This window comes from Aureimonas altamirensis (genome assembly GCF_023702225.1).
In the GTDB taxonomy this organism is placed as follows: domain Bacteria; phylum Pseudomonadota; class Alphaproteobacteria; order Rhizobiales; family Rhizobiaceae; genus Aureimonas; species Aureimonas altamirensis_B.
The window spans coordinates 243,394-261,701 of record NZ_JAMQCO010000001.1 but is presented as its reverse complement, the minus strand read 5'-3'; the positions used below and the strand labels follow the sequence as shown (position 1 = coordinate 261,701).

Sequence of the window (18,308 nt, the reverse complement as noted above, 5' to 3'; positions counted from 1 at the left end):
TGCGGGCGGCCGCCGCGACTGCCATTTTGCCGCCATGGTTTCAAAACGCATCGGCCGCCATGAAGGCGGCAAACGAAAATTTCTGGCCGTCATCGACGAAACGCCCGAGTGCACCAGGGCGGCCTCCTACGCCGCGCGGCGCGCCAAGGCCAGTGGCGGCGGCGCGGTTTTCCTCTACGTCATCGAGCAGGACGAGTTCCAGCACTGGGCCGGCGTCGAGAAGATCATGCGGGCGGAGGCGCAGGCCGAAGCGGATTCGCGCCTGTCGCGCATTGCCGAAACCCTGCGCGCGGATGTCGGCATCGAGCCGGAACTCGTCGTGCGCGAAGGCAAGAAGGAAGAAGAGATCCACAAGCTGATCGAAGCCGACCGGGAGATCGCCATCCTGGTGCTGGCGACCAGCCAGGGGAACGAGGGGCCGGGTCCGCTCGTCTCCGCCGTTGCCGGACGGTCGGGTGGCTTCGCCATCCCGGTTACGATCGTGCCGGGCGCCCTGACCGACGAAGAGATCGAAAGCCTGTCCTGACCGCGGCGGTTGCGCGCCGTCGCGGCCGAGCCTACATGTCGCTTGACCACATCCGACGCGCAAGGGCCCTTAAGCCATGTTCATCCAGACCGAGACGACGCCGAACCCGCAGACGCTGAAGTTCCTGCCAGGTCGCGTGGTGCTGGAACAGGGCACCGCCGAGTTTCTCGACGCCGAAGACGCGGCCCGCCGCTCGCCGCTCGCCGCTCGCCTGATGGGCATCGACGGCGTCACCGGCGTGTTCTTCGGCTTCGACTTCATCACCGTCACGCGCGGCGATACCGCATGGCAGCACCTGAAGCCGGCGATCCTGGCCGGCATCATGGAGCATTTCATGTCGAACCAGTCCGTCATGGCGGACGATGCCGGCCAGGTGCCGTCCGGCTCGGACGCCGGCGATGAGTTCTACGAGCCGGGCGACGAGTCGATCGTGGCCACCATCAAGGAACTGATAGAGACCCGCGTGCGCCCTGCCGTCGCGCAGGACGGCGGCGATATCACCTTCAAGGGTTTCCGCGAGGGGACCGTGTTCCTGAACATGCGCGGAGCCTGCGCCGGCTGTCCGTCCTCCACGGCGACTCTGAAGCACGGAATCGAAAATCTGCTGCGTCACTTCGTGCCCGAGGTCGAGGCGGTCGAGGCCGTCGCGGCCTGACCGCAAGTTCCGGCCGGAATGGCTGCAATGAACCGCGACCCATCGTCCGACAATCGCCACTGCCTGCTCGTCGATACCGCCGCGGCGCGCTGCGCGGCGGCCATCTACGACATGCAGGCCATGCAGATCGTGTCCAGTGTCGACAGCCTCGTCGGCAAGGGGCATGCGGAACTGCTGCTCGACCAGGTGGCAGAAGCGCTGGCCGGCGCCGGGATCGTCATGCAGGACCTGTCCCGGATCGGCGTCACCGTCGGCCCGGGTTCGTTCACGGGGCTCCGCGTCGGCATCTCGGCGGCGCGGGGCCTGGCGCTGGCGCTCGATATCGCAGTCGTCGGAGTGGGGACGCTGGAGGCTCTCGCTTTTCCCTGGTTGCGGCAGGGTGGGCCGGTATTGGCCGTGCAGGATGCGCGGCGTGGCGAAGTCTTCGCGGCGCTGTACGACGCCGATGGCGATGAGCTGGCGCCCGCATCGGCACTGTCGCCGGCAGCGGCGGCCGCCCTTGCGCCGCGTGACGGCCGGCTGCTGCATGTCGCCGGCTCCGGGGCGGAACTCCTCGCGCCTCTGATCGCCGGCGGATTTGCGCAGCTTCACGATTACGAAGGCCTTCCGCAAATGGCCGCGATCGGCGCCATCGCGGCGACCCGGCAGCCGGGCGAGGCGGTGCGTCCGCTCTACCTGCGCGGGGCTGATGCGAAGCCGCAGGCCCCTGTCGCCGGAATCGTCCGATTGGGTCTTCCATCCGCCTGAAACCGCTTCTACAGGATGACCGAAGGGGTTTTCCCGAGGGGCGCGCATGGTTTGGCATCTTCCCTGGCACTGGACACTGGCATTCTGGGAGGGGCTCATGGGGCAGGGTGGTTCCTATGTCGCGACCGGGCTCGACACGGAGCAGGATCTGGCCGCCGTGGCGGCGGTGCATGGCGGCGCCTTCGCCCATGCCTGGGAGGAAGAGGAGTTCGCGGCGCTGATCGCCCAGCCCGGCACGTTCGGGTTCGTCGCGCGCCGGCCCGGCCATCGCGCGCCGGAGGGACTTGTCCTGGCGCGCCTTGTCGTGGACGAAGCTGAAATCCTGACCATCGCAGTCGACCGAAGCGCGCGGGGCAAGGGCGTCGGGCGCCTGCTGATGGACATGGTCCTGCAGCATCTTCATGCCGAACGCGCGCTGGCCCTGTTTCTCGAAGTCGACGAAACCAATGCCCCCGCGCTGGCGCTCTATCGCCGGTTGCGTTTCGAGGAGGTGGGCCGCCGCCCTGCCTACTATCCGGGTCCGGATGGCCAGCGCACCAGTGCGCTGATCATGAAGCGCTCCCTGCGCGGCTGAGGGCGCTTTGCCGGGGCGTTTGCGAATCGCTGTCGTCGCGCTCGGTCTTGCCGGGTTGACGGCCGTCCTTGCGCCCCTGCAGCTTCTGGCCATGCGGTTCGAGTGGCCGCTGGCGAGGCGATTGCCTTTCCTGTGGCACCGAATCGCCGCCCGCCTGTGCGGCATGCGCGTGCATGTTCGCGGTCGGCCCGCGGCCGGACGCCCGCTGCTGATCGCGGCCAACCATCAGTCCTGGGCGGACATCGTGGCGTTGGGCAGCGTCATGCCGCTCAGCTTCATCGCCAAGTCCGAAGTCGGCACCTGGCCCGTATTCTCCGTTCTCGCCCGGCTGCAGCGCACGGTCTTCGTCACGCGGGGCGAGCGGCGGCAGACCGGCCGGCAGGCAGCGTCCATCGCCGAGCGGCTCCGCACGGGCGACGTCATGGTGCTGTTTGCCGAAGGGACCACCTCGGACGGCAACCGGGTGCTGCCCTTCAAGACGGCGCTGTTCGGCGCGGCCCAGGCCGCCTTGCCGGGCGCCGGCCAGGATCGTGTGTTGATTCAACCCGTGTCGGTGGCCTATACGCACGCGCACGGGCTGCCGCTGGGTTTCCATGGGCGTCCGCTTGCGGCCTGGCCGGGGCATGTCGCGCTGATGCCGCATCTCCTGGCGTTCCTGCGTTGCGGCGCGGTGGACGTGGAGGTTTCGTTCGGGGCTCCGGTCGAATTCTCCCAAGGCTCGGACCGCAAGGTCGTGGCGCGGCGGTGCGAGGCCGGCGTCCGCGCCATGCTGGAGGCCAGCCTCTACGGCCGGCGCGGGCAGGAAAGCATCGCAAAGCATGGGGACGGAACCTGAGGGCGCTTGCGCAGCCGCCTCATCGGGCCGATATTGAAGGACGTGGGCCGGCTTGCCGGCATCCCGGAAGGATCGATGACCGAAACAGCGAACGAAGGTAAGTCGGGCAGCAACAGCCGCAAGGTCTTCATCCGGACCTATGGCTGCCAGATGAACGTCTACGACAGCCAGCGCATGGGCGACGCCCTGTCGCGCGACGGGTACGAGCCCACGGACACGATCGAGAGCGCCGACCTTGTCCTCATCAATACGTGCCACATCCGCGAAAAGGCGGCCGAGAAGATCTACTCCGAACTCGGCCGCATCCGCGAGCTGAAAGCCGAGCGCGCCGAACGCGGCGAGGCCATGACGATCGGCGTCACGGGCTGCGTGGCGCAGGCCGAGGGCGCCGAGATCATGGCGCGCGCGCCGGTGGTGGATCTCGTCGTCGGTCCCCAGACCTATCATCGCCTGCCCGAGGCGCTGGGCCGCGTGGCCCGCGGCGAGCGCGTCGTCGATACCGATTATGCGGTGGAAGACAAGTTCCGCCATCTGCCGGGCCAGAACCGGAAGCAGATCGCCAATCGCGGCGTCACAGCCTTCCTGACCGTGCAGGAGGGCTGCGACAAGTTCTGCACCTTCTGCGTGGTGCCCTATACGCGCGGCGCGGAAGTGTCGCGGCCGATGGCGGACGTCATCGAAGAGGCGAGGCGCCTTGCCGATGCCGGCGTGCGCGAGTTGACGCTGCTCGGCCAGAACGTCAATGCCTGGAGCGGAGCCGCGGGCGATTTCGCCGCCCTGCTTCATGCGCTTGCCGAGGTGCCGGGCATCGCGCGCCTGCGCTACACGACGTCCCACCCGCGCGACATGGACGATGCGCTGATCGCTGCGCATCGCGACCTGCCGCAACTCATGCCGTATCTGCACCTGCCGGTACAATCCGGTTCCGATGCGATCCTGAAGGCGATGAACCGTCGTCACAAGGCGGCCGATTACCTGCGGCTGGTCGCGCGCATCCGGGCGGCGCGGCCCGACCTCGCCTTGTCGGGCGATTTCATCGTGGGCTTCCCCGGCGAAACGGACGCCGATTTCGAGGCGACCATGCAGATCGTGCGCGAGATCGGCTATGCGCAGGCCTATTCGTTCAAATATTCGCCGCGCCCCGGCACGCCGGGCGCCACGATGGACGGCCATGTCGCCGAGGCCGTGAAATCCGAGCGCCTCGAACGGCTGCAGGCCCTGTTGAGGCAGCAGCAGGTGGCCTTCCAGGAAAGCTTCGTCGGCCGCACCACCGAGGTTCTCATCGAGAAGACCGGGCGGCACCCGGGGCAGATGGTGGGGCGCTCGCCCTTCCTGCTGCCCGTGGTCGTGCCGGACGGCGCCGGCGCCGTCGGCGATATCGTATCGGTGCGGATCGCATCCTCCTTGCCCAATTCGCTGATGGCAGAGGGCGCCGAGCCCGGGGCCCAAGGCGTCCGTGCCGGCACTGCCGGAGACTTCACCCAACACGACCTGAGGGAGAGCGCATGACCCCAGCGCGCGGCATGTCACCGGTTTCCGGTGCTTCGGACATGGCCCATATCGTGCTGACTTTCGACGATAATCGTCTTGCCGGGGCGCTATTCGGCAAGTTCGACGAAAATCTCGCCCTTCTGGAGCAGAAATTGCATGTCGACGCGCGCGCGCGCGGCAACCAGCTCGACCTTCGCGGCGAGCCCATGGCCTGCGAGCAGGCCCGCCGGACACTCGATACGCTGTATGCCCGCCTGCAGGCGGGGCACGATATCCAGCCCTCCGACGTCGAAGGGGCCATTCGCATGGCCGTGGCGCAGGACGATCAGCTCGTCCTTCCGACGCTCGAAAAGAAGGGTCGGATGGCGCTGGCCCAGATATCCACCCGCAAGAAGACCATCCATGCCCGCACGCCGACGCAGGATGCCTACATGCGGGCGATGGAGCGGGCCGAACTCGTCTTCGGCGTCGGCCCGGCCGGCACCGGCAAGACCTATCTTGCGGTCGCCTATGCCGCCGAGTTGCTGGAGCGGGGGCAGGTGGAGCGCATCATCCTGTCGCGTCCGGCGGTGGAAGCCGGCGAGCGGCTGGGCTTCCTGCCGGGCGACATGAAGGAGAAGGTCGATCCCTATCTGCGCCCCCTCTACGACGCGCTCTACGACATGATGCCCGCCGAAAAGGTGGAGCGGGCCATTGCGGCCGGCGCCATCGAGATCGCGCCGCTTGCCTTCATGCGCGGCCGCACGCTTGCCAACGCCGCCGTGATCCTGGACGAAGCGCAGAACACGACCACCATGCAGATGAAGATGTTCCTGACCCGCCTCGGCGAAAACGCCCGCATGGTGGTGACGGGCGATCCTTCCCAGATCGATCTGCCGCCCGGCCAGAAATCCGGCCTGGTGGAAGCGCTTCGGGTGCTGTCCGGCGTGTCCAATATCGTGACCGTGCGCTTCCAGTCCGCCGACGTGGTGCGGCACAAGCTGGTGCAGGCTATCGTCGAGGCCTATGAAGGCGATGCGACGCGCCAGCGGGAAGCGGTTCAGGCGGGGGCCGCATCGCCGGCATGAACGACGAGCCGTTGCACGCGGCCGGCTTTCCGGCGGTCGAGCTGATCCTCTCAGTGGAGGATGCGGCCTGGGACACCGTCCTGCCCGATGCCGAGCGCCTCGTCGCCGAGGCGGCGGGCGCGGCGCTGGCTGCAGCCGGGATGACGGCCGGCCTCGCCACGGAAGTGGGTGTCACGCTGGCCGACGACGAGGCGCTTCGCGGTTTGAATGCCCAGTGGCGCGGCAAGGACAAGCCGACCAACATTCTGTCGTTTCCCATCGTGCAACTGGCGCCCGGCGACGTGCCCGGCCCGATGGCGGGAGACATGGTGCTGGCGCGCCAGACGCTCGAGCGGGAGGCCCTGCGCGACGGAAAAACCCTTGAGGACCATTTCCGTCATCTGATCGTTCATGGCATGCTGCATCTTCTGGGATACGACCATGAAGAGGCCGAAGAGGCCGAAGAGATGGAGCGCCTGGAGGTACTTGTGCTTTCGACGCTTGCAATTGCCGATCCTTACGCCGATTCTGGCGGGGTGGCCGGTGTGGACCCGGCCGAGTGAGATGTTGAACATACGATGGATAAAGGGATGAACAGGACCGCGAACGGCAGCCCATCTGCCGGCGACGCGCACGACTCGGTCGAGGCCGCCTTCAGCGAAGGCGACGCCGCCAACGAAGACCGAAGTCCGCGCCCCGACGAGCGCAAATCGTCGGAACCCGGCTTTTTCGAGCAGTTTCTCTCGCTGCTCAAGCCGAAGGTACCTCTGCCCCTGAGAGAAAAGATCACCGAGGCGCTTCTGAATGCCGAGGAGGGATCCGGCCTGACCGGCGAAGAGCAGGTCATGCTCACCAATATTCTCGGGCTCCACGAAGTTCGCGTCGAGGACGCGATGGTGCCCCGCTCTGAAATCGAGGCCGTCGATATCAACGCGACGATGGGCGAACTGCTCGTCAAGTTCCGCGAATGCGGCCACTCCCGCCTGCCGGTCTATGGCGATGGCCTGGACGACCCGCGCGGCATGGTGCACATCCGCGACCTCGTCGACCATATCACCGAGTGCGCCCTCGGTGCCGAGGGTGCGGGGGAGCCGGCGCTGAACCTGGCCGCCGTGCGCCTGGACAGGCCGCTTTCCGAACTGGCCCTGATTCGCAAGGTTCTGTTCGTCCCGCCTTCCATGCCCGCGCTGGAACTGATGAGCCGCATGAAGGTCAGCCATATCCAGATCGCCCTCGTCATCGACGAATATGGCGGTACGGACGGGCTGGTTTCCATGGAAGACCTGCTGGAGATCGTCGTCGGCGACATCGAGGACGAGCATGACGACGAGGACAAGCTGATCGAGCCCGAAACCGACGGCGTGTTCCTGGTCGATGCGCGCGCCGACCTCGACGACGTCCGCGACCGCGTCGGGGTCGATTTCGACATCGCACCCTATGCGGACGAGGCCGATACGATCGGAGGGCTCGTCGTGCTGGAATATGGCGACATACCGCCCGAAGGGGCAGTCATCGACGCCATCAACGGATATCGGCTCGAAGTCCTCGAGGCGGACAGCCGCCGCGTCCGCAAGGTTCGCATCATGCGCAATGCCGGTGGGGCCACCGGCCCCGTGGCGTTGCACGCTTGACGTTGCCGGCCGGGGTGCCTGCGGCCGTCGTTGAACGGTCGTTCGGTACGGCCGGCTGGCGCCGCGCCGCGATGGTCGCCCTTGCCGGCGCCATCGCGACCCTGGGCCTTGCGCCTTATCATTTCGTACCCGCCGGCTTCATCGCGTTTCCCCTTCTGGTCCTGGCCCTCGACGGTCTGGTCGCCCGCGGCGAAGGTTTGCGCCCCGCCTTCCGTCTCGGCTGGTGGTTCGGTTTCGGCTACTTCGTCGCAGGTCTTTGGTGGCTCGGCGCGGCCATGCTCGTGGATGCCGCCGCCTTCTGGTGGGCGCTTCCGCTGGCCGTCCTCGGCCTGCCGGCCGTGCTGGCCGTGTATTTCGGCATCGCCGTCGCCATCGCAAGGCGCTTCTGGTCGACGGGCGCCGAACGCATCCTCGTGTTGGCGCTGGCCTTCGCGCTGGCCGAATTCCTGCGTGCCCGCCTGCTGACCGGCTTCCCCTGGAATGAGATCGGCATGATGGCGGCGCCCTGGCCGCTCTTCATGCAGACGGCCGCGATCTGGGGGACGCATGGGCTGACGTTGCTGTGCGTCATCCTTTTCTCGCTGCCCGTGCTGGCCCTCCGCAGGCAGGGGGGGCGGTCGGCGGTGGCAGCTATCGGCCTGTCCCTGCTGGCGTTCCACATTGCCTACGGCGCGTATCGCCTGTCGGCGGCCGCGTCTGCGCCCGCGCCGGAGCAGGCCCATGTCCGCATCGTCCAGCCGGCGATCGATCAAGGCAGCAAGTGGGATCCGGCCGAAGCGAGCGAGATCCTGCGGCTGCTGATGGACATGACGGCTCCCGGGAGCGACAGCCGGCCGGGCGAGATCGTCATATGGCCGGAATCGTCCTTTCCGTACCTGATCTCGGACGTGTCGCCGGTGGTCGAGGCTGTCGCGCAAAGCCTCGGCCCGGACGGCCGGCTGCTGGCCGGCGCCGCCCGAATGACAGAGCGCGACGGCGCCGAGCCGGCCTACTACAATTCCATCCTTGCGATCCGGCCCGACGGGGCGGTGGACGGCCGTTTCGACAAGCTGCACCTCGTTCCCTTCGGTGAGTACCTGCCGTTCCAGTCGATCCTGGAGCGGCTCGGCATCATGCAGCTGACGCAGTTGCCGGGTGGTTTCTCGGCAGCCGACGAGCGGCGGTCGGGTGTGGTGGAGGGCGTGCCCCCCTTCCTGCCGCTGATCTGCTACGAAGTGATCTTTCCCAACGAGATCCGGCGCGAGGCCGGGGACGCGTTCGTGCTGAACGTGACCAACGATGCGTGGTACGGCGACACGCCCGGCCCCTACCAGCATCTCGCCCATGCCCGGCTGACGGCCGTCGCGCTGGGCCTGCCGCTCGTGCGGGCGGCCAATTCGGGTATTTCGGTCGTCACCGACTCGGTCGGCCGGGAGGTGGCGCGCATGGACCTCGGAGAGCGCGGAACCATCGCCGCCGCATTGCCGGCGCCGGGCGCCGAGACGATGTTCTCGAAGCATGGAAGCCTCGTATTCTGGCTTCTGTCGGCAGTCGTGCTGCTGACCGTGCCTGCGATCCGCCGCAGCCATTCCTGATCGCCATTGACGGTTGAACGTTTCTGCGCGATAAACATAATCCTATAGAGTAAGATGGATATTGTTGGAAAAATATGGTTACAAGGAAATTGGCAGAGGCAGAGGTATTAAAGCCCATGGATTTGACAGTGCAGCAAAATCAATTGCCCGAAGGCCGGGTCAACAAGAAGAAGCCTGACGAGGCCGACGTCATCGTTGGCCGTCAGATCCAGGCGATCCGGATGCGCGCCCGCGTCAGCCGCGAATGGCTCGGAGATCGACTCGGGATCACCTTCCAGCAGGTGCAGAAGTACGAGAACGCCACGAACCGCATTACGGTCGGCCGTCTCTGCGACATCGCACGCGTGCTGGAAGTGCCGCTGATGCGCTTCTTCGAGGGGGTGCCCGCCGTGGCATCGGCCCGCGGCGGCATGGCCGAAGGCGAGGGTAGCGGCTGGATCGGCGGCGACAGCCTCTCCGCCGAAGAGGCCCGGCTGCTGGAGCGTTTCCGCGATATCAGCGATCCGAACGTCCGGCGCATGGTATTGGAGCTCGCCGATACGCTGGCCGCGACCAACCGCAAGCCGCAGCGCGGTTTCCGGCAGTAAGGGCCCAAAAGGACTGAACGGGCGTTCAGGCGCCCGTTCGCATCTTCCCCCTTGACGCGGAAGCCGCGTCTCGCCAAACCCCTTGCGATGAACGGCACTGCCACCCGGCCTGTCGTTCTCCCGTCGATCGGCCGGTCTTCCCGGCTGTCCAGGGCCAACGGCCCGCGTCATCCCGCTCCGGCGGCAAGGTTTGGCATTCATGCAGCGCAACGAGTTCTTCTTTACGTCCGAGAGTGTGTCGGAAGGCCATCCGGACAAGATCTGCGACCGCATATCCGACGAAGTCGTGGACCTTTTCTTCCGCGAGGCGAAGAAGATCGGCATGGACGCCGGTCAGGTTCGTGTCGCCTGCGAGACGCTGGCAACCACCAACCGGGTCATCATCGCCGGTGAAGTGCGATGCTCGCTGGACGAGCGGCAGATCCGCTCCAAGGTGCGGGCCGCGGCTCGCCGCGCCATCAAGGCGATCGGCTACGAGCAGGACGGCTTCCACTGGAAGAAGGTCAAGATCGACGTTCTGCTGCATGCGCAGTCGGCCGATATCGCGCAGGGCGTCGACGCGGGCAACAAGGCCAGCGAGGGCGCGGGCGACCAGGGCATCATGTTCGGTTACGCCTGCAGGGAAACCGCCGACCTGATGCCGGCGCCGATCTATTATTCGCACAAGATCCTGGAGCGCCTGACGCAAGCCCGCAAGGCAGGCGAGGGCGAGGCCGGCAAGCTCGGTCCCGATGCCAAGACGCAGGTAACCGTCCACTACAAGGACGGCGTCCCGTCGGCGATCAGCTCGATCGTGCTGTCGACCCAGCATTTCGACGAGACCCTCACTTCGGACGATATCCGCCGCATCGTCGAACCCTTCGTGCGCGAAGCCACGGCAGACCTTCCCATCGCGGAGGACTGCGTCTGGCACGTCAACCCCACCGGCAAGTTCGTCATCGGCGGTCCCGACGGCGACGCGGGGCTGACCGGCCGCAAGATCATCGTCGATACCTATGGCGGCGCGGCGCCCCATGGCGGCGGCGCTTTCTCCGGCAAGGATCCGACCAAGGTGGACAGGTCCGCCGCCTATGCGGCGCGCTATCTTGCCAAGAACGTCGTTGCGGCCAGGCTGGCCGACCGCTGCACCATCCAGATCTCCTATGCGATCGGCATAGCAGAGCCCGTCTCCATCTATGTCGACCTTCACGGCACCGGCAAGGTCGGCGAGGATGTCGTGGAAAAGGCGATCCGCGAGGTCATGAAGCTGACGCCGCGCGGCATCCGGGAGCATCTGCAGCTTGCCCGGCCGATCTATGCGCGTACCTCCGCCTATGGGCACTTCGGTCGCAAGCCGGGCCGCGACGGCGCATTTTCGTGGGAAAAGACCGACCTCGCCCCGAAGCTGAAGGCGGCTGTGGCAGCGGCCAAGGCGTGACCTCGCACCCGGTCCGCTCGCGCGAGGCCTTTTTCGGCCGGCACAAGGGCAAGTCGCTGACGGCCTGGCAGCAGGGCCTCATCGACGGCCTTTTGCCGAGCCTGGCCGTGGATCTGTCCAAGCCGGCGCCGGCGCGGACGGAAGCACTCTTCGACCGTGCCGTCGAGGCCGTCAGGCTGGAGATCGGTTTCGGCGGCGGCGAGCATCTGCGGCACGAGGCGGCGCGCTTTCCCGATGTCGGCTTCATCGGCGTGGAGCCCTTCGTCAACGGCATGGCCAAGATGCTTGCCGCGCTGGAAGCCGATCCGCTGCCCAACCTGCGCCTGTATGCGGACGACGCGACGCGGCTGCTGGACTGGCTGCCGGACGGCTCTCTTTCCGGTATCGACCTCTTCTATCCGGATCCCTGGCCGAAGAAGCGGCATTTCAAGCGGCGCTTCGTCAATCCGCGCAACCTCGACCGCTTCGCCCGTGTGCTGCGGCCAGGCGGCCTGTTCCGCTTTGCGTCCGACATCGACACCTATGTCAACTGGACGCTCGCCCAGGTCGACGCGCATGCCGCCTTTGGTTGGCCCGCCGTCAGCGCCGCCGACTGGCACACGCCCTACGATGCGTGGCCCGGCACGCGCTACGAAGCGAAGGCTTTCCGGGAGGGGCGTCGGCCGGCCTATCTGACCTTCCTGCGCCACGAAGTCTCCGGATCGGCTTGAAAAGACGGGCCGGAGTGGGTATATGCCATTTCAAATTCTCTGCGATGTCTTCGTGAGAGTGGGTCCAACCGGTCCCGCTCTTTTTTGTTGATAGGGCTTCGCAGCGATGATTCCCGCCGGGATATCCCGGCACGACCGCTTATCCGGAGTATCCGTGAACGTAGACAACCGCATCATCGTCGAGGAAGGGCTCGAGGGGCGCATCGCCGCCATCGTCGAGCCCGTCATCGAGCAACTGGGATATCGGCTCGTCCGCATCCGCCTGTCGGGCCTCAACGGCACGACGTTGCAGATCATGGCGGAGCGGCCGGACGGCACCATGACGGTCGAGGATTGCGAGGCGGTCAGCCGCGGCATTTCCCCGGTGCTCGATGTGGAGGATCCGCTGGATCGGGCCTACCACCTCGAGGTTTCCTCTCCGGGCATCGACAGGCCGCTGGTGCGCCGCCACGATTTCGAGGTCTGGGCCGGGCATCTGATGAAGCTGGAGACGAACCGGTTGCTGGATGGCCGCAAGCGGTTTCGCGGCAAGGTCACGGGCGTCGAGGGCGACTCGATCCGCCTCGACCGCGATCAGCCCGCCTATGGCGAGGAGGCCAGCGTTTCGGTTCCCCTCGATGCCATCGCCGAGGCCCGCCTGATCCTGACGGACGAACTGATCCAGGCATCGCTGCGCCACGAGAAGATGGCGCGCAAGGGTATGGCCGGCGACGGCGACGACGACGCGGAGATCGGGGCGAGCCAGTAGGGCCGGCCCCGACGCCCACAGTTGGACAGCGCCGCCGATGGCGTGCGCCAAGCGGCCGGCATGACAGCCCGGCGGGCCGGAAGGCCGCGAACAGGAGATGACGTCAATGGCAGTCAGTGCGAACAGGCTTGAGCTTCTGCAGATCGCAGACGCCGTCGCGCGCGAGAAGTCTATCGACCGCGAGATCGTGATCGCGGCCATGGCCGACGCGATCCAGAAGGCGGCGCGGGCGCGGTACGGGCAGGAAACCAACATCCGCGTGGACATCAACTCCCGGACCGGCGAGATCAAGCTGCAGCGCCTCCTGGAAGTCGTCCACGATGTGGACGATCCGGCGACGCAGATCTACCTGGAGCTGGCGCGCGACAAGAATCCCGACGCCGAGCCCGGCGACTTCATCGCCGAGCAGTTGCCGCCGATGGAATTCGGCCGCATCGCCGCCCAGTCGGCCAAGCAGGTGATCGTGCAGAAGGTGCGCGAGGCCGAGCGCGACAAGCAGTACGAGGAATTCCGCGACCGCGTCGGCGAGATCGTCAACGGCACGGTCAAGCGGGTCGAATACGGCAACGTCATCGTCGACCTCGGCAAGGGCGAGGGCATCATCCGCCGCGACGAGCAGATCCCGCGCGAGATCTTCAGCTATGGCGACCGCGTGCGCGCCTATGTCTACGACGTTCGTCGCGAGCAGCGCGGCCCGCAGATCTTCCTGTCGCGGACGCATCCGCAGTTCATGGCGAAACTGTTCACCATGGAAGTTCCGGAAATCTACGACGGCATCATCGAGATCAGGGCCGTTGCCCGCGATCCGGGCTCGCGTGCCAAAATCGCCGTCATCTCGCGCGACTCGTCGATCGATCCGGTCGGCGCCTGCGTCGGCATGCGCGGCTCTCGCGTGCAGGCGGTCGTCGGTGAGTTGCAGGGCGAGAAGATCGACATCATCCCCTGGTCGCCGGATGCGGCGTCCTTCCTGGTCAATGCCCTGCAGCCGGCCGAAGTCGCCAAGGTGGTGCTGGACGAGGATGCCGAACGTATTGAAGTCGTGGTGCCGGATGACCAGCTATCCCTGGCGATCGGACGCCGTGGACAGAACGTGCGTCTTGCCTCGCAACTGACCGGCTGGGATATCGACATTCTGACCGAGCAGGAAGAATCGGAGCGCCGCCAGAAGGAATTCGTCGAGCGCTCGGCCCTGTTCATGGACGCGCTCAACGTCGACGAGATGGTCGGGCAGCTTTTGGCGTCGGAAGGCTTTTCCTCGGTAGAGGAAGTAGCTTATGTTGATTCGGACGAGGTGTCCTCAATCGAAGGTTTCGACGAGGATACGGCTTCGGAAATCCAGACCCGGGCGCGTGAGTATCTCGAGCAGCGCGAGGCGGAGCTGGATGCACGTCGCCGCGAACTCGGCGTTTCAGACGATCTGCGGGAGATCGACGGGCTGACGACACCCATGCTCGTCGCCCTCGGCGAAGACGATGTGAAGTCGCTCGAAGATTTCGCTGGGTGTGCGGCGGACGATCTCGTCGGCTGGACCGAGCGCAAGGACGGGGAAACCAAGCGTTTCACCGGCGCCCTGTCGGCCTTCGACGTCAGCCGCGCGGATGCCGAAGCCATGATCATGCAGGCGCGCATCAAGGCGGGCTGGATTTCCGCCGACGCGGTCGCGGAAGCAGAGACGGTCGAAGACGAGGAAGCCTGATCGGCTTTTCACGTCGCAGGCAGGAACGGGAACGAGGGTACGAATGGTGGAAGAGGAGGTGCAGTTGAACGATCGCATGTGCATCCTCTCCCGCGCGACCATGCATCCGGATGCGCTTGTACGGCTTGTCGCGGCGCCGGACGGCACGGTCGTCCCCGATCTGCGGCGGCGGTTGCCCGGGCGCGGCGCCCACGTCGAGGCGCGGCGCAAGGTTGTTGAGGAGGTCGTCCGCAAGGGCCTGCTGAAACGGGCGCTGCGGCAGGACGTGAAGGCCGGGGTGGACCTGGCCGATACGGTGGACGCGGCGCTGTCGCGCTCTGCGCTCGGCGCCCTCGGCATGGCCCGGAAGGCAGGCCAGGTGGTGACGGGCGCGTCCAAGGTCGATTCCGCCATCCGTGGCGGCAAGGCCGTCGCGCTGATCCATGCGCTCGACGGGGCGCCCGACGGAATCCGCAAGCTCGACGGCGCCGTCAAGGCGGCGACGGCAGGCGGGGTGAAGCCGGTGCCGGTGTTCAGATCCTTTTCGAGCGACGAAATGGGTTTGGCACTCGGCGGCGATAATGTGATACATGCAGCCGTTCTTGCCGGAAGCGCGGGTACGGCTTGCCTGAAGCGCCTTCGGGCGCTGGCGAATTTCAGGGAGCAGAGCTCCGAGGAGAGCGGGTTGCCGGAGCGGGATACCGCCCGGGGCGGCCCGGTCTCGAACGAACATGCAGGGCAGCCCGGCTATCTCTGCGGCACGGACGATAGGCGTGGGACGACACCCACGCAGGAAGCGGAAGCGTAAATGAGCGATACCAAATCCGGCGACGACAAGACTCTGAGCGTCAACACGAAGAAGACTCTGTCGATCAAGCCCGGTGGGGTCCAGCAATCCACCGTGCGGCAGAACTTCTCGCATGGGCGCACGAAGAATGTCGTGGTCGAAACGAAGAAGCGGAAGTTCTCCAAGCCCGAGGACGCGCGTCCCGGCGACGGTGCGGTAGGGCGCGGGCTGACGCCCGCCCAGGCGCAGGCGCTTGCCAACGCGCAGGCCGAGGACGAGGCGAAGGCACGCGCCGCAGCCGAAGAGGCTGCCAGGCAGGAAGAGGCCCGCCAGGCCGCCGAGGCTGAGGCAGCCGCCGCTGCCCGCGCCGCTGCCGCCGAAGCGGAGGCGACACGCCGCGCCGCCGAGGCTGAAGCCGCAGCCGCCAAGGCCGCGGAGCCGGTCGCGGAAGCGCCGAAGCCGGCCGCGCCGGTTCCCACGCCCGCACCTGCCGCGAGCCAGCCGGCGGCGACGCCCGCTCCGGCCGCAGCAAGCCCCGCTCCGGCCACCGCCGCCCCGGCTGCGACGACCCCGGCCGCACCGGCCCGTCCGACGCCGCCGACGGCTTCCCGGCCAGCGACGCCGGCCTCGTCCGCCGGCGCTCCGCGCCAGGATGCGTCCCGGCAGGATCGCGGGGGCGGCAACATGGCCTACCGCAACCGCGGGGTGACGCCCGGCCGTTCCGGCCCGGGTGGCCAGGGCGGGCGCGACGGAAACCGCGGTGCACCGGCTCCGGCCGGACGGCAGCCGCGCGGAGCCGTGCTGTCGGATCTGTCGTCCAAGGAAATGGATGCACGCAAGCGCGCCCTCGAACTGGCGCGCCAGCGCGAGGTCGAAGACCGCCGCCTTTTCCAGGAGGCGGAAGCACGCCGCATAGAGGAAGACCAGCGCCGCCGCGCCGAACTCGAGGAAAGCGAGCGGCGGCAGGCCGAAGAGGCGGCACGCGTCGAGATGGAAGCCGCAGCCCGCCGCAAAGCCGAGGAGGACGCCGCACGGCGTGCCCAGGCCAAGCCGCAGAAGCGCGGCGGCGGCATCGCCGAGACGGTCATTCCGGGGCCGCCGCCCGTCGATGACGGGCTCGGCCTCAAGCCGGCAGCGCGCAGCGATCTGTCGCGCGGAAGCCGCCGGGCCTCCGAGGACGACGACAGCGCCAACCGTGCTGGTGCGCGCCGCCGCACTCCCGGCCCCGGCGCCGGAGCGGCGGATGCCGCACGCCCCGCCCGCACCCGCGGCGCGGACGACCGGCGGGCCGGACGGGTCAACCTCGACCGCGCCCTGTCGGATGAGGATTCACGCGGACGTTCCCTCTCCTCGATGCGTCGTCGCCAGGAGAAGTTCAAGCGTTCACAGCAGTCGCAGAGCCGAGAGAAGATTTCCAGAGAAGTGATTATTCCAGAGACGATCACCATCCAGGAACTGGCAAACCGCATGTCGGAACGTGCGGTTGACGTGATCAAGTACCTGATGCAGCAAGGCCAGATGATGAAGCCGGGCGACGTCATCGACGCCGACCTTGCCGAGCTCATCGCCGGAGAATTCGGCCATACGGTCAAGCGTGTGGCGGAGTCCGACGTCGAGGAGGGCTTCTTCAACGTCGTCGACGACCCGGCCAAGATGCGGCAGCGTGCGCCGGTCGTGACCATCATGGGCCACGTCGACCACGGCAAGACCTCGCTCCTGGACGCGATCCGCAAGACCAGCGTCGTTTCTGCGGAAGCCGGTGGCATCACGCAGCACATCGGCGCCTATCAGATCGAGCATAACGGGCAGAAGGTGACCTTCATCGATACGCCCGGCCACGAGGCGTTCTCCGCCATGCGTGCCCGTGGCGCCCAGGCGACCGACATCGCCGTACTGGTGGTGGCGGCCGACGACAGCGTCATGCCGCAGACGATCGAGTCCATCAAGCACGCCAAGGCGGCGAACGTGCCGATCATCGTTGCCATCAACAAGATCGACAAGCCTTCGGCCGATCCGTCGAAGGTGCGCAACGGCCTGCTGCAGCACGAGGTGTTCGTCGAGTCGATGGGCGGCGAGGTGCTGGACGTCGAGGTGTCGGCCAAGGCCGGTACGAACCTCGACAAGCTGATCGATGCGATCCTGCTGCAGTCCGAGGTTCTCGAGCTGAAGGCCGATCCGGACCGGACGGCCGAAGGCGTCGTCATCGAGGCCCAGTTGGACCGCGGCCGCGGCCCCGTGGCCACGGTTCTGGTGCAGGCGGGTACGCTGCGCGCCGGCGACATCATCGTCGCCGGCAACGAATGGGGCAAGGTGCGTGCGCTGATCGACGATCAGGGCCGGCAGGTGAAGGAGGCGGCGCCCTCGATGCCCGTCGAGGTTCTCGGCATGCAGGGTACGCCCGGTGCGGGCGATCGTTTCGCCGTCGTGCAGAACGAAGCCCAGGCCCGCGAGATCGCCGAGTATCGCCAGCGCGTCGCCCGCGAGAAGGCCGTCGCCAAGTCGGCCGGGCAGCGCGGCTCGCTCGAGCAGATGATGAGCCAGCTCCAGGCGACCGGCCTGAAGGAATTCCCGCTCGTCATCAAGGGCGACGTGCAGGGTTCGGTCGAAGCCATCGCCGGTGCGCTCGAGAAGATCAGCACCGACGAGGTGGCGGCTCGCCTGGTGCATTCCGGCGCCGGCGCGATCACCGAGTCGGACGTGGCGCTGGCCGCCGCCTCCAATGCGGCGATCATCGGCTTCAACGTCCGCGCCAACGCACAGGCCCGGCAGGCTGCCGAGCGCGAGGGCATCGAAATCCGCTACTACAACATCATCTACGATCTGGTGGATGACGTTAAGCAGGCGATGTCGGGCCTCCTGTCGCCGGAGCGCCGCGAGACGTTCCTCGGCAATGCGGAGATCCTCGAGGTCTTCCACATCACCAAGGTGGGCAAGGTTGCCGGTTGCCGCGTCACCGAAGGCCGCGTCGAGCGCGGGGCCGGTGTGCGCCTCATCCGCGACGGCGTCGTCATCCACGAGGGCAAGCTGTCGACGCTCAAGCGCTTCAAGGACGAAGTCGCCGAAGTGCCGGCGGGCCAGGAGTGCGGCATGGCCTTCGAGCGTTACGACGCCATCCGCCAGGGCGACGTCATCGAGTGCTTCCGCGTGGAGCATATCGCTCGCTCGCTCTAGGGGTGTATCAGGCGGCAATGCTTTCGGCCCGGCGTCATGCGCCGGGCCTCTTGCCGTGTACCGCTCAGACGCGCCCCGGACCGGCATGGTCGGCGGGGCGTGTTCATCGATTTCCATCATGCCAGGCTGAACGA

The 18,308-nt window shown here is 67.1% G+C and carries 17 protein-coding genes; all 17 read left to right on the top strand.

Annotation, left to right across the window (positions count from 1 at the left end):
- Nucleotides 1–34 precede the first annotated feature (34 nt).
- Nucleotides 35–526 carry a universal stress protein gene (locus NDN16_RS01265; RefSeq protein WP_251111807.1) on the top strand — a complete coding sequence of 164 codons (492 nt, stop codon included), beginning with the start codon at nucleotides 35–37 and terminating at the stop codon, nucleotides 524–526.
- A 76-nt stretch (nucleotides 527–602) separates the two neighbouring features.
- Nucleotides 603–1,181 (top strand): NifU family protein, encoded by a 579-nt coding sequence (locus tag NDN16_RS01260; protein WP_251111806.1) that lies wholly within the window; start codon nucleotides 603–605, stop codon nucleotides 1,179–1,181.
- A gap of 27 nt (nucleotides 1,182–1,208) precedes the next feature.
- Entirely contained in the window at nucleotides 1,209–1,928 is a 720-nt protein-coding gene (gene tsaB / locus NDN16_RS01255; protein ID WP_251111805.1) for a tRNA (adenosine(37)-N6)-threonylcarbamoyltransferase complex dimerization subunit type 1 TsaB, read from the top strand.
- Between the two features lie 46 nt (nucleotides 1,929–1,974).
- Entirely contained in the window at nucleotides 1,975–2,502 is a 528-nt protein-coding gene (locus NDN16_RS01250; protein WP_251111804.1) for a GNAT family N-acetyltransferase, read from the top strand.
- Between the two features lie 7 nt (nucleotides 2,503–2,509).
- Entirely contained in the window at nucleotides 2,510–3,337 is an 828-nt protein-coding gene (locus NDN16_RS01245; RefSeq protein WP_251111803.1) for a lysophospholipid acyltransferase family protein, read from the top strand.
- Between the two features lie 75 nt (nucleotides 3,338–3,412).
- Entirely contained in the window at nucleotides 3,413–4,846 is a 1,434-nt protein-coding gene (gene miaB / locus NDN16_RS01240; protein ID WP_251111802.1) for a tRNA (N6-isopentenyl adenosine(37)-C2)-methylthiotransferase MiaB, read from the top strand.
- A complete protein-coding gene (locus NDN16_RS01235; protein WP_251111801.1) occupies nucleotides 4,843–5,895 on the top strand; it encodes a PhoH family protein in 1,053 nt (350 codons plus the stop codon). The genes miaB and NDN16_RS01235 overlap by 4 nt, the downstream gene beginning before the upstream one ends.
- Complete coding sequence (gene ybeY, locus NDN16_RS01230; RefSeq protein ID WP_251111800.1) at nucleotides 5,892–6,437, top strand: rRNA maturation RNase YbeY; 546 nt, start codon at nucleotides 5,892–5,894, stop codon at nucleotides 6,435–6,437. The genes NDN16_RS01235 and ybeY overlap by 4 nt, the downstream gene beginning before the upstream one ends.
- A 27-nt stretch (nucleotides 6,438–6,464) precedes the next feature.
- Nucleotides 6,465–7,505: a hemolysin family protein gene (locus tag NDN16_RS01225; RefSeq protein ID WP_251111799.1), complete on the top strand. Its 1,041-nt coding sequence runs from the start codon at nucleotides 6,465–6,467 to the stop codon at nucleotides 7,503–7,505.
- Nucleotides 7,502–9,079, top strand: coding sequence for an apolipoprotein N-acyltransferase (gene lnt, locus NDN16_RS01220; protein ID WP_251111798.1), 1,578 nt, complete (start codon nucleotides 7,502–7,504; stop codon nucleotides 9,077–9,079). Before NDN16_RS01225 ends, lnt begins: the two co-directional genes overlap by 4 nt.
- A 116-nt stretch (nucleotides 9,080–9,195) precedes the next feature.
- On the top strand, nucleotides 9,196–9,666 hold the full coding sequence (locus NDN16_RS01215) for a helix-turn-helix domain-containing protein (RefSeq protein ID WP_052194492.1): 471 nt from the start codon (nucleotides 9,196–9,198) through the stop codon (nucleotides 9,664–9,666).
- Nucleotides 9,667–9,865: 199 nt separating this feature from the next.
- On the top strand, nucleotides 9,866–11,083 hold the full coding sequence (gene metK / locus NDN16_RS01210; RefSeq protein WP_251111797.1) for a methionine adenosyltransferase: 1,218 nt from the start codon (nucleotides 9,866–9,868) through the stop codon (nucleotides 11,081–11,083).
- Complete coding sequence (gene trmB, locus NDN16_RS01205) at nucleotides 11,080–11,793, top strand: tRNA (guanine(46)-N(7))-methyltransferase TrmB (RefSeq protein WP_251111796.1); 714 nt, start codon at nucleotides 11,080–11,082, stop codon at nucleotides 11,791–11,793. Before metK ends, trmB begins: the two co-directional genes overlap by 4 nt.
- 154 nt (nucleotides 11,794–11,947) lie before the next feature.
- Nucleotides 11,948–12,541, top strand: coding sequence for a ribosome maturation factor RimP (gene rimP / locus NDN16_RS01200; RefSeq protein WP_435301028.1), 594 nt, complete (start codon nucleotides 11,948–11,950; stop codon nucleotides 12,539–12,541).
- A gap of 106 nt (nucleotides 12,542–12,647) precedes the next feature.
- A complete protein-coding gene (gene nusA / locus NDN16_RS01195) occupies nucleotides 12,648–14,237 on the top strand; it encodes a transcription termination factor NusA (protein WP_251111794.1) in 1,590 nt (529 codons plus the stop codon).
- A 43-nt stretch (nucleotides 14,238–14,280) separates the two neighbouring features.
- Entirely contained in the window at nucleotides 14,281–15,024 is a 744-nt protein-coding gene (locus NDN16_RS01190; protein ID WP_251111793.1) for an RNA-binding protein, read from the top strand.
- Nucleotides 15,025–18,174 carry a translation initiation factor IF-2 gene (gene infB / locus NDN16_RS01185; RefSeq protein ID WP_251111792.1) on the top strand — a complete coding sequence of 1,050 codons (3,150 nt, stop codon included), beginning with the start codon at nucleotides 15,025–15,027 and terminating at the stop codon, nucleotides 18,172–18,174.
- Nucleotides 18,175–18,308: the final 134 nt, after the last annotated feature.

Excerpts from the sequence above, each read along its gene's own strand:
- NDN16_RS01265 (WP_251111807.1), top strand. The coding sequence starts at position 35 with ATGGTTTCAAAACGCATCGGCCGCCATGAAGGCGGCAAACGAAAATTT.
- NDN16_RS01260 (WP_251111806.1), top strand. The coding sequence starts at position 603 with ATGTTCATCCAGACCGAGACGACGCCGAACCCGCAGACGCTGAAGTTC.
- tsaB (WP_251111805.1), top strand. The coding sequence starts at position 1,209 with ATGAACCGCGACCCATCGTCCGACAATCGCCACTGCCTGCTCGTCGAT.
- NDN16_RS01250 (WP_251111804.1), top strand. The coding sequence starts at position 1,975 with ATGGTTTGGCATCTTCCCTGGCACTGGACACTGGCATTCTGGGAGGGG.
- miaB (WP_251111802.1), top strand. The coding sequence starts at position 3,413 with ATGACCGAAACAGCGAACGAAGGTAAGTCGGGCAGCAACAGCCGCAAG.
- NDN16_RS01235 (WP_251111801.1), top strand. The coding sequence starts at position 4,843 with ATGACCCCAGCGCGCGGCATGTCACCGGTTTCCGGTGCTTCGGACATG.
- ybeY (WP_251111800.1), top strand. The coding sequence starts at position 5,892 with ATGAACGACGAGCCGTTGCACGCGGCCGGCTTTCCGGCGGTCGAGCTG.
- NDN16_RS01225 (WP_251111799.1), top strand. The coding sequence starts at position 6,465 with ATGAACAGGACCGCGAACGGCAGCCCATCTGCCGGCGACGCGCACGAC.
- NDN16_RS01215 (WP_052194492.1), top strand. The coding sequence starts at position 9,196 with ATGGATTTGACAGTGCAGCAAAATCAATTGCCCGAAGGCCGGGTCAAC.
- metK (WP_251111797.1), top strand. The coding sequence starts at position 9,866 with ATGCAGCGCAACGAGTTCTTCTTTACGTCCGAGAGTGTGTCGGAAGGC.
- nusA (WP_251111794.1), top strand. The coding sequence starts at position 12,648 with ATGGCAGTCAGTGCGAACAGGCTTGAGCTTCTGCAGATCGCAGACGCC.
- NDN16_RS01190 (WP_251111793.1), top strand. The coding sequence starts at position 14,281 with ATGGTGGAAGAGGAGGTGCAGTTGAACGATCGCATGTGCATCCTCTCC.
- infB (WP_251111792.1), top strand. The coding sequence starts at position 15,025 with ATGAGCGATACCAAATCCGGCGACGACAAGACTCTGAGCGTCAACACG.